Annotated in this window: 11 protein-coding genes; 4 read left to right on the top strand and 7 right to left on the bottom strand. The window is 44.0% G+C overall.

The features are described from left to right. Positions 1-226: 226 nt before the first annotated feature. The 3 genes from MHH60_RS08120 to cidR form a co-directional block, all read right to left on the bottom strand. The gene (locus MHH60_RS08120; RefSeq protein ID WP_076123994.1) at positions 227-1,627 is read right to left on the bottom strand and encodes a DNA-binding protein; all 1,401 of its coding nucleotides are present in this window, start codon (positions 1,625-1,627) and stop codon (positions 227-229) included. Between the two features lie 164 nt (positions 1,628-1,791). Further along, positions 1,792-2,061 (bottom strand): aspartyl-phosphate phosphatase Spo0E family protein, encoded by a 270-nt coding sequence (locus MHH60_RS08115; protein WP_076099698.1) that lies wholly within the window; start codon positions 2,059-2,061, stop codon positions 1,792-1,794. Between the two features lie 114 nt (positions 2,062-2,175). Next, on the bottom strand, positions 2,176-3,105 hold the full coding sequence (cidR, locus tag MHH60_RS08110) for a cidABC operon transcriptional activator CidR (RefSeq protein ID WP_076132624.1): 930 nt from the start codon (positions 3,103-3,105) through the stop codon (positions 2,176-2,178). 111 nt (positions 3,106-3,216) lie between these two features. Between cidR and MHH60_RS08105 the strand changes: the two genes are divergently transcribed. Together MHH60_RS08105 and MHH60_RS08100 are read left to right on the top strand one after the other, a co-directional pair. Then, positions 3,217-3,591, top strand: a complete 375-nt coding sequence (locus MHH60_RS08105; protein WP_036682017.1) for a CidA/LrgA family protein — start codon at positions 3,217-3,219, stop codon at positions 3,589-3,591. Continuing rightward, the gene (locus tag MHH60_RS08100; RefSeq protein WP_076123999.1) at positions 3,585-4,268 is read left to right on the top strand and encodes a CidB/LrgB family autolysis modulator; all 684 of its coding nucleotides are present in this window, start codon (positions 3,585-3,587) and stop codon (positions 4,266-4,268) included. Before MHH60_RS08105 ends, MHH60_RS08100 begins: the two co-directional genes overlap by 7 nt. Before the next feature lie 76 nt (positions 4,269-4,344). Here the strand turns inward: MHH60_RS08100 and MHH60_RS08095 are convergent, their stop codons facing one another. Then, on the bottom strand, positions 4,345-5,313 hold the full coding sequence (locus MHH60_RS08095; protein WP_076132625.1) for a Gfo/Idh/MocA family protein: 969 nt from the start codon (positions 5,311-5,313) through the stop codon (positions 4,345-4,347). 53 nt (positions 5,314-5,366) lie between these two features. After that, positions 5,367-7,679, bottom strand: a complete 2,313-nt coding sequence (locus MHH60_RS08090; protein ID WP_076132627.1) for a helicase C-terminal domain-containing protein — start codon at positions 7,677-7,679, stop codon at positions 5,367-5,369. A gap of 282 nt (positions 7,680-7,961) precedes the next feature. Here MHH60_RS08090 and MHH60_RS08085 point away from each other — a divergent pair, with 282 nt between their 5' ends. Further along, positions 7,962-9,827, top strand: coding sequence for an LTA synthase family protein (locus MHH60_RS08085; RefSeq protein ID WP_076132629.1), 1,866 nt, complete (start codon positions 7,962-7,964; stop codon positions 9,825-9,827). 113 nt (positions 9,828-9,940) lie between these two features. Here the strand turns inward: MHH60_RS08085 and MHH60_RS08080 are convergent, their stop codons facing one another. Beyond that, the gene (locus MHH60_RS08080) at positions 9,941-10,372 is read right to left on the bottom strand and encodes a MarR family winged helix-turn-helix transcriptional regulator (protein WP_081383619.1); all 432 of its coding nucleotides are present in this window, start codon (positions 10,370-10,372) and stop codon (positions 9,941-9,943) included. 243 nt (positions 10,373-10,615) lie between these two features. On the opposite strand from MHH60_RS08080, the gene MHH60_RS08075 reads away from it, so the two are divergent. Then, the gene (locus MHH60_RS08075) at positions 10,616-12,313 is read left to right on the top strand and encodes a methyl-accepting chemotaxis protein (RefSeq protein WP_076132631.1); all 1,698 of its coding nucleotides are present in this window, start codon (positions 10,616-10,618) and stop codon (positions 12,311-12,313) included. 77 nt (positions 12,314-12,390) lie between these two features. Here the strand turns inward: MHH60_RS08075 and MHH60_RS08070 are convergent, their stop codons facing one another. Beyond that, a complete protein-coding gene (locus MHH60_RS08070; protein ID WP_038573706.1) occupies positions 12,391-14,406 on the bottom strand; it encodes a bifunctional diguanylate cyclase/phosphodiesterase in 2,016 nt (671 codons plus the stop codon). Positions 14,407-14,442 lie beyond the last annotated feature (36 nt).

Below are 14,442 nucleotides of genomic sequence, written 5' to 3'. Positions count from 1 at the left end.
ATTATATTTTCGCCAGATTGCTTTGTCAAATTATGAATACGCTATCAATTATTACGAAAAAGAAAACTCCCCAGCACGAGTGCAAGGGAGTAGTTATCGGTTTATGTACTGCTCTGTATTGTTTAAGGATTGAATAGATGTTTTCATCCCTTAGAACCAAGCTCCATGCTCATAGGTTGTAATGCCTCCATTACTTCCAGAGCCAACAGGTCCAATGATAATGAAGCTAAACAATGCTAACACGCTTACCATCATCAACAGTGATTTTTTCATTTTTTCTCACCCCCTTTACTAGTTCTCTATATTTATCCTGTTGGGAAGCAGTAGCGTAATCCCTGCTCGTCTCAAATAAGGTTATACAATTAATGAAATCTTTTCCGTTGTTTTGCTTTATAGATAACTCTAAAGATTTCAGAAGATAATCTACACCTGTGCTATAACATTGCTTATTTATTTCATAGATTGCTACTTGATAGTACAAACGAAATACGCGATCTACATTATTAGGCTCCTGAAACCCTTCAAACCTCAACATTTCTCGTGAGAATCGTGTAAGTACACTGTCAGCAGAGAACCCGTAACGATTAGCAGCATCCATAATAGTTATAAGTCCAGCTAAGATTTCACCTGGGTGATCTGCTAAAAAGGCCGCATAGGAAGATAGAACATCCACATTGCCCATCAACAACTCAATTGTGAAACCATTACCCATTGCGAATAACCGAAATTGTTCTACCGCCTGACGGCCCTCTTCGTTCATCATTTCAAACCAGCCAAGATCTGCGTAGCCTGCAGTATACTTTTTAGCTTCTTCATATTTACCTTGCTTGGTCAGCGAAATTGCTTTAAGCAAATACCCATGACCGTAATAAACCACTAGTGGACGTTCCGTATGAAGAACTTCCTTACGTTTATCCACATTACTTCGCAGTTGCTCGCGGTAAACAGCATTAGCCAACGTTCTTAGCTCATCAGCGAACGACTCCATTTTATTCCATCGACGAAGGTCGAAACATAACTGTGTCAAAGTTAAGAGACCATCCAATTGCATATTTTCTGGTAGACGATTCCTGAAAGGTTCAAAAGTAATAACTGCATGTAACTTCTCGTCTGAATCGACGATGGATAAAATTGCTCTAAAAATACGATAATGACTTATTGCGAGCCGCTCCGAGTAACTGTCGGACTCATTCTCAGCTACAACTTTATAAAAAAATATCGATTCATCTATTTTACCTTTTTTAAACAATTTATCAGCTACGGAATAAACGATATCCAGAGACTTCGGATATTCCAGTAATCTGCTTAAAGTGTCCTCAATACAAGGCTGTTTGCCCAATTCAGCACAACGAATCAAAAAAGGCTCCACTCTACGGCGTGAGACCTTCTCATCATTGAAGCATTCATCAACATATAGAGGATATAACCAACCTTCTGGAAAACCAAAGGCTTTTATAATTGCATCTACTTGTCCCAAGGACATAGGCTTCGGCGGATTTCCATGCAGAATTGCACTGAGGCTACCTCGATTCAGGCCACAAATTTTTGAAAATGAGGCGAGATTATGGCCGGAGCGGGACAAATTTTTCTCAATTTCTGAGCGTATAGTTGTTAACTTTCCCTCCACTCGGCACCCCCAAAGTTTGACTTGAAAAGATTCTATTAATTGACATTATAGGTGAAAGTTATGGATTGTACAACAAATAGATTGTACGACAAATAGAGGAGCCTAATACGCTCCTCTAGATCAGTAACATCTTCATAGTATTATAATTCTATGTTGTTGGTAGTTTAGCTAACAGTGATGGCGGTTTTGGAACTTCTACTATAGGATGTAATGCCGGCTTTCCGGTTGCGCAAATTTTCCATCATCTTATTTTGTGCCAGCAAAATATAGCTGTCTAATCGCTCACTAAGCTCTAGAACAGCACGGTCACTAAGACTCCGTTGCTCTGCAACCTCCAGCAATTCACATCTAAGACTCTCTATAGTTACAAGTAGCTCATCTTCTTTATAATCTTTTCTATGATTATTCTTGGAGGAATTTGGATTTTGTGTCACATCTCTCTCCTTCTCTCTATCAACATCTTCTCCTATCATAAGTCATGATACCAAAAAACATATTTTCAAAAAAAAGAAAAATTGTAGAGCTTCTAACAAAAACGGAATTACTCTTTATTCAGAGTCCTTCACATGCTCGTCAGGGAGCTCGTTGGGATACTGTTCTCGCAAAAGTCCCTTTGCAAAAGCAATCCATTCGCGTGCCGCAAAAGATAAATAACGATCTCTTCGCCACGCCATAGCAAGCTGCCACGGAATTACCGGATCCGTCAAAGGCACAACGACCAATCGTGAACGATCCATATCCCGGCAAATGGTTTCTGGCAGCAATGCGATTCCCATTCCGGCAGCCACCATGCGGCTAATTAAGTCCCATTGGGAGCTCTCATAGATAACCTTAGGCTGAAATCCCGCCTTCACACATTCCGTAATAATCCGATCATGCAGCGTAAAATCCTCCCGGAACAGCACAAACTCCTCTTCGGCTAGTTCACTTAACGGAACAAGGTCTGCCTCGGCCAATCTATGTCCAACAGGTAAAATAAGATTCAGCTTCTCTTCAACAAAGGTGAAGCAATGAAGTTTGGCTGTATTTACAGGCAGCACAACCATTCCGATATCCAGCAAGCCCGTTTCTACATCTTCCTCCACTTTCTTCGCGCCATCCTCATGCAGACGAATAGTAACCTGCGGATAACGTTTATGAAATTGACCAATCACCGAAGGAAAAAAGCTCGCCCCTACCATTGGAGGCAGACCGATGCGGATGTGGCCCTGCTCCAAATTTCGTAAGCTATCCAGCTCAGAAGACAAGCTGGCGAACGACTCCACGATATTTTGCGCTTTGGTGAACAGAATTTCCCCTGCATCTGTAAGCCGGACACTTTTCCCTTCACGATAAAACAAATCAGCCTCCAGCTCGATCTCCATATTCCGGATCATTTTACTGATCGTAGGCTGTGAAATATATAAGGATTCGGCAGCCCGAGTAAAGCTTTTCATTCGTGCTGCTTGGACGAAATATTCTAATTGTCGGATATCCATCTTCCAACCTCCGATACATAGACAAAAGGAATGTCATTTATTCAATCTATTCATTTTACCTATGAAAACAATTGATGTAAACTTTCATTATCATGAAAGGAGCGAAGCCTTATGAAAAAGATTGTTATAGGCTTGCTGCAGGTAGCGGGACTTACCCTATTCTCATTACTAATCAATGCTGTAACCCCATTATTGCATATCCCTATTCCCGGAAGCATACTCGGAATGATTATATTGTTTCTTCTGCTTGAGTTTGGTGTCATTCATCTGAATTGGGTTGAAGTTGGTGCTTCTTGGCTACTGGCTGAGCTCTTACTGTTCTTTATTCCATCTGCTATCGGCGTAATGAAATACGCCAACATTCTGGAAACTGATGGATTACGAATCCTCGCAGTGGTCATTTTGGGTACGATTGTTGTAATGGCCAGTTCCGGATTACTTACCAGTAGAATTTACAAAGCAAAGGAGCGGAAAGGATCATGTTAAACGCTCTGTTATTCTTCGGTCTTACGGTTGCTGTATATCTACTGGCGAAACGCATTTATGCTTCTAGTGGCAAAGTGTACACCTCTCCATTGATCATTACACCAGTGCTTATGATTATCTTCTTACTCATCACAGGCATTACTTATGATTCTTACAATGCGGGAGGCAAATGGCTGACGGATTTGCTGCAACCGGCAACTATGGCCTTTGCAATCCCTTTGCATAAAAACTTCAAGGTGCTCAAAAAGCACGCCGCCGAGATTGCGGCAGGCGTGCTTTCAGGGACGATAACAGCGGTGATCTCTTCCATTCTGCTCGCCAAATGGCTGCATGTCAGCGGCGATCTGGCAGCCAGTCTGGTTCCACGTTCGGTGACTACACCGATCGCTATGAGCATCTCGCAAAGTATCGGCGGTGTACCGAGTATTACTGCAGTCTTCGTCATCATTACCGGAATACTCGGTACAATGATGGGCCCTACAGTACTCCGCATCTTCCGCATTGACAATGAAATCGCGCGTGGTGTATCGCTGGGAACCGCTGCGCATGGTACAGGAACATCCAAGGCCTTCGAGCTTAGTTCACTGACCGGAACCATCTCCAGTATTGCGATGATTCTGTCCGCGCTGTTATCCATAGGTGTGGCGCCAGCTTTACTCGCGATATTCCTCCACTAGGCTAACCCAGCTTGAGCCAAGGACATGTCTCTTTAGCACATCTAAGGCGGCATGTCCTTTTTTTAAGAATCCAAACTTAGAATTTAACCGGAAGTCCACTTTGTGCTGACTCGTAAGCCGCACAAGTTACTTTAAGCGTCTTGAATCCATCCTCATAGTCACTCAGAATACGCGAACGGTCTCCTGTCCGTACTGCATACAGAAAAGCTTCACTTTCCACTAAATATGGATTTCCTGTGTTTTCAAATTCGGTGCTATTGCCACTTCGCACTTCCAAGAGACGATCCGGGTTCCAGTCCAGCAATCCCCGATCATTATAGAAACTAAGACCTACACTTCCTACCGGATCAGGCAGCACACATGTATTTGAAATATTAGCTATGATTCCATTCTCAAGCTTCAGAGATACGGTACCTACATCGGCTACACTCACACCTTCATGCTGCTCATGCATAATTCGATTTCCAAACATGCCGTATACTTCTTTTACCTCTCCCGCCAGATAACGTACCAAATCGACGATATGAGTGGTCTGCTCGGTGAACTGTCCTCCGGATTGCTCCTGATCACGCCACCAAGCTACGCCCGGCATGCCGCCCATCCACTGGCCCATGACCATACCGATCTTGTCACCTCGAAGTGTTTCCTTGAGCCGTCTGACATTCTCTTGATAGCGAAAATGGTAGCCAACCGAGGTCAATAAATTATGTTCTTTAATATCTTGCAGCAAGCTAGCAGGAATTTCAGTAGTCATACTAAGCGGCTTCTCTATAAAAAAAGGAATATCCCTCTTGATTAATGAACGTTCAATCGCACCATGAGATTGTGGAGGCACACAGATATAAACAGCATCAAGCGTCTCTGCATCCAACATCTCTGTAATATCACCATATCCAGCAGCTCCGTATGGGCGTGCCATATCTTCGCCTTTGGCTTTACTGCTTCCACAGACTGCCTGCAACTGGACATCAGCCATCCCTGCAAGCAAATCAGCATGTACCTTAGAGAACCAACCCGTACCCACAATACCCACTTTTAATGTCATATTATTTCCTCCTGCCGATTGATTATGAATACCCTTTCGTAGATTATAACCTCTTATGAGCGGATAAGATAATCTCTCCATTCTTCGGGAAGCAAATGCATATAAGGACTCTGCAAAAAACGGTCATCAGCCAACACGATAATGCCCGTATCCGTCTCGCTGCGAATCAACCGGCCTCCGGCTTGCAGTACCTTACACATTCCCGGATAGACATAGGCATAATCAAAGCCATTTTTTCCTCTGGCATTAAAATATTGACGCAGCAGATTGCGTTCAAGACCAAGCTGTGGCAGGCCGACGCCAACAACCATAACCCCATTGAGGCGATCCCCTGGCAGATCCACACCTTCTGAAAAAATCCCTCCAAGTACAGCAAATCCCAATAATGTCTCGTCATTGTCTGGACTAAATGCGGCTAAAAAACTTTCTCTAGCTTGCTCGCTCATGCCTGTATCCTGCATCAATGTCCGGATTTCAGGGTAATTCTCCGTAAAGGCCTGATATACGTTTTGCAAATAGAGGTACGAAGGAAAAAATACCAGATAATTGCCCTTTTTAGAGACCATTTGGCTCAGTGCTTTAGTCAACGGAACTAGCGAAGCTTCCCGGTCATGATAACGTGTGGAGACAGGTAAGACGGTTACTTCCCACTGCTCTTTCTGAAAAGGGGAAGTAACGGTTAGACTGTAATCTTCCTCCGCCGCACCAATCATATCCCGGTAGTAAGATAATGGAGAAAGTGTAGCTGAGAACAGAATCTGACTGCGAAAGCTCTTGGACATCTGCCGAAGCAGATGCGAGGGATCCAAATTAAATAGCTTGAGATAGACATCCCCTCTACGAACCTCCGCATAGGTAATGTAGCGTTCATCATAGGTCTTAAAAGTGCGAAGCATGCCCTGAACTGCAAAATAGGTATCCAAGAGGACATTTTCCCCTTCTCCTTCCCCATTCATGGAGACAATACTGGAGCTCGGGTGAATAAGTTCCTGTTCCGCCTCCAAAGAAAATATCTCAAGTAAAGCCAGCAGCTCCTCCGGGAACGAGTCCCATTGCCCTTGCCCCTCTTCATTGCAAATTTTGCGAAGGGAGATGAAAAAAGCATTCACCGATTTAGCGGCTGTACTCAAATTCCGGTTCATTTCTTTATATTGGCGCTGGATTTCCAGGAAAGGGGCTTTCAGCAAAGAGGCGGAGAACATCTCCCGTCCCCGGTCTACCAGATTATGTGCTTCATCTACTAGAAGTACCGTTTCTCTCTTTCTTTCCTCTGTTAGCCGTTTCAGACTGATGCGAGGATCATATATATAATTGTAATCGCAGATCACAGCGTCGCAGGCATAGGCTGCATCCAACGAGAACTCAAATGGGCACACTTTGTGTTTGTGAGCATACAGTGCAAGGGTGTCTCTGCTCATCAGCGTCTCATGCTCTAACAGATCCATTAATGCCTCGTTGATCCGGTCATAATAACCATCCGTATAAGGACAGGAATCCTTACCACATATCCCCTCTTCGCGAAAACAGGCCTTCTCTTTAGCGGTAAGTGTGATAACATGCAACTGAAGGCCCTGCGTTAGCAACAGCGAGATGGCTTCCTGCGCGGCAAAACGGGTAACCGTCTTTGCCGTTAAATAGAACAATCCTTTAGCTTGTCCTTCGCCCATCGCCTTAAGGACAGGGAACAACGTTGACATTGTTTTCCCGATACCTGTGGGGGCTTGAGCGAACAGACTGACCTTTTCCACGACGGACTTGTATACAGCTCCTGCAAAATGACGTTGTCCCTTTCGATAAGAGGAGAACGGAAAGCTCAACTCCCGAAGACTCTGCTCCTTCTTAGCCTCATGATGAACTATCATCTCGGCGTATGGAGCATATCTAGCCACTGTGTCATTCACAAATGAAATCAGTTCTTCAAAAGACAACGTTCGGTACAAGCTTTTTTGCTCATCAGTGACCCGGTGGACATAGGTAAGCTTAACCTGAATAGAAGAAAGCTCTTGCTCCAGAGCTACCATATATGCGTACATCAGCGCCTGTGCCCAATGAACCTCATGTCCCTCATCCAGTAAATCCAACAGTCCGGAGGTTGATTTGATCTCTTCGACCGTAAAGCTCCCATCCTCCGAGACCAGCAATCCATCACAACGCCCATCTACAACATAAAGCAGGTTTCCATAAGGAATCTCCGTTTTCAAATAAACCTCCTTGCGGTCACCTTCCTTATATTGCTTTTGGATCTTCTGATGAATTCTTGTGCCTTCGACCATAGCGCCCGTTCCATGAAAGCCAGGTTCAATGCTTCCGCTGCGAAAAACATATTCAACGAGAGTTCTAACTGATAAAGCTACTGTAGAGCTCATCCAGCATCACCTCCTTTTATTATCCATATATCCTTTTTGTTCCCAATTGCCATTTTAGTCCTGAAATCGTTGTATAACCCTGCATGAGAGCAGGAGCGTCAGCTTCAACCCTTTGTGTTCAACTTTACGCGCTCCACTAAGCTTATACTTAGGTTCTCGATTTTTGACATTCTATAGCCAGCCCTGCATAATAAATTTTATTACTATGGAATTATTTTGTCTGGGCGCTGTTTCTTCCTAGCCGGGAAATGGCGTTTTATCATGTAGAAAGAAGGCGAAGCTGTGTCATCCTTTAACTTTAAACAGTGGATCGTTAAACCTTTTGTGTTTTTCACAATAATTTTTATTCTAAAAGCTTTCTTGGCATGGGGCGTAATCTTTGACGATATATTGCCCTGGAAATCATTATTAACTGAAATCCCCTTTGCTTGGGCGCTCTTCTGTATCATTGAACGTTTTGGTTCCAAGCGCAAGCTCGGATATTACATGACCGTAAATTTATTAGTGACAGCCATTTTCTTCGCAGCCATTATGTATTTTAAATATTACGGTGTTATTGTGACTTACCATGCAGCGGAGCAGGTGAATCAAGTCACCGCCGTCAGCAACAGCGTATTCTCACTAATGGATCCATACTACCTGCTGATTTTTACAGACATCATTATTCTTGGCGTCTATTTCTTCTTTAATAAAAAAGGCCGGGTCTATAAGAAAGAGAATATCAACCACCGCCGTGGCGGAAAACTTAAGTATAGTGTTCTGTTTGCAGTTTCACTTGCTTTATGCCTGTTCAACATCTTGCCTAATAAAGCTAGTATGAACGAAATTAAGAAAGCTCAAGAAATGGGAATTCTTAATTATGAAGCTTATACGATCTTCGCTAAAGAAGAGCCTGAGCTGGTCGATTCAAGTGACATTACACAAGATGCCATCAATAAATTGAAGGGGATTAATACTGCGGCTAGTTCTCCACTTCAAGGCATCGCTAAAGGCAAGAACCTTATTATTCTTCAAATGGAATCTTTCCAGAATTTCTTGCTGGGCCTTAAATTAGACGGTCAAGAAATTACACCGAACCTGAACAAGGTGATGAAGGACAGTCTTTACTTCCCTAATTTCTATCAAATGGTTGGCCAAGGGAATACTTCGGATGCAGAGTTCGTAGTTAACACTTCCTTCTACATCCCTCCACGTGGAGCGGCAACGATGTCTTATGTGGATAAAGTACTTCCGAGTATGCCACGCGTGCTTAAAGAAAATGGATATCAGACTGCAACCTTCCACACCAATGTCGTAGAATTCTGGAACCGCGGCGAACTGTATGACTCCCTCGGCTTCGATCATTATTATGACCGCAAATTTTTTGGTGAAGATGATGTCTTCTTCTTTGGAGCTTCTGATGATACGCTCTACAGTAAGACAGCCGACAAACTAAAAGAAATGGACCAACAGGAGCAGCCTTTTTACGCTCAAGTCATTTCAATGTCAGCGCATCACCCTTTTACTATTCCAGAAGAAAAATACCGCATGAAGCTGCCGGAGCGTTATGAAGGTACTTTTGTTGGTGACTATATCCGTTCCCAGAACTATGCGGATGATGCTTTTGGACATTTTGTAGAAGAGCTTAAAGCAAATGGTGTCTGGGACAATAGTGTAATCATGATTTATGGGGATCATATGGGATTGCCGATTTATTCCCTCGATCATGATGATAAAGAATTGATGACTGAAATCTATGGTCATGAATACAGTTATGCGGATATGATGAACATCCCTCTGCTTATTCATGCAGGTGCTGGCGTAGCCTCGCAGACCATTGACGAAGTAGGCGGGGAAGTGGATATCATGCCAACCGCAGCCAGTCTGCTTGGGATTTCATTAGAGAATAACGTATATTTTGGTCAAGATCTACTCAGTCAGACTTATAATTTGCTGCCAGAACGATATTATTTACCTTCTGGTTCATTCATTGCCAGCTCAGGATTGCTTATTCCTGGTAACAGCTTTGAAGACAACACTCAGTACTCTATTTATAACAATGGAACAACGCCGAGTGCCACTGAAGACGAATATAACCGTGCCTTGAGGCTTTTACAGCTTTCCCACAGCTATATCACTCAGTTGCCTGACAAACAACCTAAACAATAAATTACAGGGCGTAGGCAGCCAACGAACAAAAACAGCAGAGCAGCGATTCTCCAATAATGGAGAACCGCTGCTCTGCTGTTTTTATAAAGATATCCATTCCGAAGCTTAGCTGACTAACGCTCCTGGTCCTCGATCATACGGTAATACTCTGCAAAGTTGCGTAGTTCTTCGGGCTTCAGTATGGATAAATGCTCCGCCAGCAGTTCTTTGGACCGGAAATGTCCTTCTTCGAGCACCTGTTGACCTTTTTCGGTGATCGTCACTACAACCGCTCTCCGATCCTTCCCATCCGGCTCACGTTTGATATAACCCAGCACCTCCAAACGGTCCAGCATCACCGTCACCGCACTGGATTTGACCTCCATACATTCTGCCAGCTGTACCACCCGCGACTTCTTTTCTTTCGCTATCATATTTAACAGACCCATCTGTGGCACCGTAAGTCCGAGTTCTTTGTGCAAAGACATTTGAGACATAATCTTACGCTGTACTCTCCACATGGATAGTCCAAGACGATCTATTAACGGATCTATTTGATGTGGCATATTTGTTCAACCCCAATCCGTTTTTAATAACTCAAGCGTACCATTAGAACTGGTCATGATTCAATGGTTTTGTCTGCTAAACCATTGAGAGCATGAGGGAAAGCGTAAACTCCCATGATTCTCCAATTTCCGACACAGAAATACTATATTCCATGTAAGGTTATAAGCATATCAATACGATATAATCGTAGAGGTGAGAGCTATTATCACTGAGAACATAATTTGTCAAGGTTGGTGCGAAGAATGAAATTAGCAACTAAATTAACTTGGATGATGTTCGTCGTCTTACTTCTTGTAGGATCATCCATCGGGTTTTTCGGATACCGTACAGCTTATAAGCAAGTAGACGAAGCTGCAGGTATCGAATTGGTAGGATGCGCTAATATTACAACCGGCCTGATTGACCCCGCAGACATTTCCGCATTGTTGGCAGGCGATCAAAGTAAACTGGAGGCTGTAGAGGATCGAATCGGTTGGATTGTGGCACATAAGGCTATTTTTAAAGAGGCATTCATCTTATCCTTAGACGGAAAAGTACTTGCCGCAGATTCAAGCTTCCAAGCTAGAGGTTATAAAGCAGGCGATACTTTTTATTTTTCAGATGAAGATAAGCAAATGATTACTGAGCATAAGCATTCCTCCTACTCCAAGGTTTATACATACGACGGTACTTCCCTTAAGACAGGTTACGGCCCTATCTATCAGGATCATGATCCATCTAAACCTATAGTTGCGCTGATGGCTATTAATTTCGATGGCTCCATAATTCAAGAACGAACTCAAGATATCATTGTTCAGCCTTTTATTATCGGTGCTTCCATTCTGGTTATAGCTATTGTGGCAGCTTATCTGTTAATCCGCCGAATGATTAGTCCATTAACGAAGCTGTCCAAAGGGGTCAATCTTGTTGCACAGGGCGACCTTACTCATAATCCTATTTTATTCAACAGCAAGGATGAGATTGGTACATTAGCCCGTAATTTCAATGACATGACCCAAAGCTTGCGCTTGCTCATTACCGAGGTCAATGAGACCTCCATGCAGGTAGCCTCGTCGTCCGAAGAGCTCTCCGCCAGTGCGCAGGAAACCAACCGGGCAGGTGAATATAGCGTCAATGTTACGATCGAGCTTGCCGATAGCGCGAATTCACAGCTGCAGAATATGGAGGGTGAATATAAGTCTGTACAAGACCTGTCTCGCTTCATCACAGAGATTGCAGGCAATGCAGATAACGCGATGAATAATGCGGTCAGCAACGCTAATAAAGCTCGTACAGGCCGTGAGGCAATGGATTCTACCACACAGCAGATGAGAGTCGTAAGTGACAGTATTACCGACCTAGCACTCATTATTGAAACCTTGGGTGGTTATTCCAAAGAAATTGAAAATATCGTGAGTACTATTGCCAGCATCGCAGAAGAAACCAATCTCCTGTCCCTGAATGCAGCGATTGAAGCCGCAAGAGCTGGAGAAGAGGGAAGAGGGTTTGCGGTCGTTGCCCATTCCGTACGTAAGCTTGCTGAGCGCTCAGCCCATTCCGCTGCGCAAATTGGCCAACTGGTCAACATCATCGTGAACCAGATGGATCAGGCAGGAGAAACTATGAAACGCTCTACAGAAGAGATGGAGCACGGCAGAGAAATGATTGCCACGGCAGGCCAGTCCTTCTCGGAGATTGAAATGTCTGTCTCGGGAATGGCCTCACAAAGCCAGCAGATCTCAGGAACGGTTCGACAGCTTTCGCTGATCTCCGACCGTCTCGTTACAACCCTTCAGAATATCGTAAATGTCGCTAATCAGACGGCCAGCAGTGCAGAGACATTATCCGCTTCCTCAGAAGAACAGCTTGCCGCAATGGAGGAAGTTGAGTCTGCAGCAGCTTTCCTGTCCTCACTAGCTGAGAAGCTGCAAATTCTGATTGAACGCTTTAAGGTTTCTTAATAGCAAAGGGGCTAGCATCCAAGCAGAGATCTTCTGCTTAGACGCTAGCCCCTTATTCTATGTATTGAGATCATCTGCTACGATACTGCTGTATTCGCTATAAACCACTGGCCCAGCTCATGCACCGGCATTGGCCGACCATAATAATAACCCTGCATCACTCTGCAGCCTAAGGATTGCAGCAGCTCAATCTGCTCTGGTGTCTCCACACCTTCCGCCACGACCTCCATATTAAGATTGGTGGCAATCGCAATGATATTACTGATAATGGCTTTCTTGGAATGCATCTTGCTCTTGCGAATAAACACTTGATCAATCTTGAGTGTGTTGACTGGAATCTCATCTAAATTACCAAGGGATGAAAAGCCTGTCCCAAAGTCATCCAGTGATACCCTTACCCCAAGTGCCCGAAGTCTGGAGAGCTGCGCAACCGTCTCTTCCATGTTATTCATCGCAATGGACTCTGTAATCTCCAATTCAAGGAAATGCGGCTCTAGACCTGAACGTGTGAGTGCTTCTTCTACAACATCGTATAAGCCCCCGCCCTCAAACATCCGTGCTGACATATTAATAGAGACTGCGACATTTGCTATCTCTTCCTTATGCCAAAGCATGTTCTGGCTGCATACATCATGCAGCATCCAATAGGTAATCGGGACAATCAGTCCCGTTTCCTCTGCAATGGGAATGAATTCCGCGGGGGAAATTATCCCATGTTCAGGGTGCCGCCAACGCAGCAGTGCTTCAAGACCCACGGTAACGTTCATATACGAATCCCACTTCGGCTGGTACACAACCATAAACTCGGAGCGTGCCAGCGCTTTACGAAGATCCTTCTCCAGCGACATCCGTCGCAGCTGATGGCGGTTCATCTCCTGATCGAACACACTGAATTTATTCTTACCCGAATCCTTAGAGGTATAAAGAGCTGTATCGGCTGCCTTCATTAAGGCTGAGCGGTCAGTTCCATGCATAGGGGTCATACTGATCCCCACACTTGCAGTAACATATAGCTCATTACCTTGAATGCTGTAGTATTTCTTAAGCTCATATAAAATGTGCTCTGCTTCCTCTTGCGCATCCTCCACAGTACAATCTGGAAGAGCGATCAGGAATTCATCTCCGCCCAAACGAAAGACCTTGCCTTTACTTCCTACAGATCGTCTTAATCTTATAGCGACCTCTCGCAGTAACAAGTCCCCTATATCATGTCCAAGCGTATCATTAATCGACTTAAACCGATCCAGATCCACAAAAAATACGGCACCAGATCTACTCCCGAAAAATTCATCTTTAAAATAGCGCACCAGGCCATGCCTGTTCGGAAGATCAGTTAGTGGATCATAATAAGCCATCCGTTCCAGCACATGCCGGTCCAGAAATACAGCACCACCAGAAATCGCAAGCATAAATAGCGTTACCAAGGATACTCCCATTAAGAGAATAACATCAGTCTCCATAAAAAAAGTTGTATTGCCTAACAGACCGTTATATTCAAAATGAGTCGCCCTTACACTCGTATAATGCAATCCAGTTACCGAAAATCCGATAAAGAGAGCAGAGTATAACTTCCAGCGGTTAAAACCCACATAGTCTTTAAACTTGTGAAATAGAAATAATCCGATAAAAGACGAGAGCATAACGAGGATTACAGCACATGTCTGAGTCCATATCTCATAATGAATCTCCGCTGCGATCTTCATGGAGGACATCCCGATATAATGCATAGCAGAGATCCCGCTGCCCAGTAGAACACCACTAACTATTAAACAACTTTTTCTTAAACGTGGCACAAACGTAATCCGGAATGCCGAATAGCAGCACAATACACCAACCAATAACGATAATACAGCCCTGCCTGGATAATAATTCACGCTAAAAGGAAAACGGCTCGCCATAATCCCTACATAATGTATCGACCATATGCCACTGCCGAGTACACATGCCCCCGATATTAACCATAAGCGACGAACTTTCCCAAACGAGCGAGGGACTTGCGAGATCAGATTCAGCGCGGAATAAGCTGCAGTCGCCGCTAGCGCAAATGATAGTAAAACAATCCAAACGTTATAGTGGATTCCCATTTTATCCATTAGTTAACCTCTTCACCGGTTTTGAATACCGTAATC

It is taken from the genome of Paenibacillus sp. FSL H7-0716 (assembly GCF_038002705.1).
Lineage (GTDB): Bacteria > Bacillota > Bacilli > Paenibacillales > Paenibacillaceae > Paenibacillus_AQ > Paenibacillus_AQ odorifer.
The sequence above is the reverse complement of the archived record's forward strand: the minus strand, read 5'-3'. Positions and strand labels throughout refer to the sequence as shown.

Coding starts and splice junctions, on each gene's coding strand:
- MHH60_RS08105 (WP_036682017.1), top strand. CDS start 3,217: ATGAAAAAGATTGTTATAGGCTTGCTGCAGGTAGCGGGACTTACCCTA.
- MHH60_RS08095 (WP_076132625.1), bottom strand. CDS start 5,313: ATGACATTAAAAGTGGGTATTGTGGGTACGGGTTGGTTCTCTAAGGTA.
- MHH60_RS08070 (WP_038573706.1), bottom strand. CDS start 14,406: ATGGATAAAATGGGAATCCACTATAACGTTTGGATTGTTTTACTATCA.
- MHH60_RS08075 (WP_076132631.1), top strand. CDS start 10,616: ATGAAATTAGCAACTAAATTAACTTGGATGATGTTCGTCGTCTTACTT.
- MHH60_RS08100 (WP_076123999.1), top strand. CDS start 3,585: ATGTTAAACGCTCTGTTATTCTTCGGTCTTACGGTTGCTGTATATCTA.
- MHH60_RS08090 (WP_076132627.1), bottom strand. CDS start 7,679: ATGAGCTCTACAGTAGCTTTATCAGTTAGAACTCTCGTTGAATATGTT.
- cidR (WP_076132624.1), bottom strand. CDS start 3,105: ATGGATATCCGACAATTAGAATATTTCGTCCAAGCAGCACGAATGAAA.
- MHH60_RS08080 (WP_081383619.1), bottom strand. CDS start 10,372: ATGCCACATCAAATAGATCCGTTAATAGATCGTCTTGGACTATCCATG.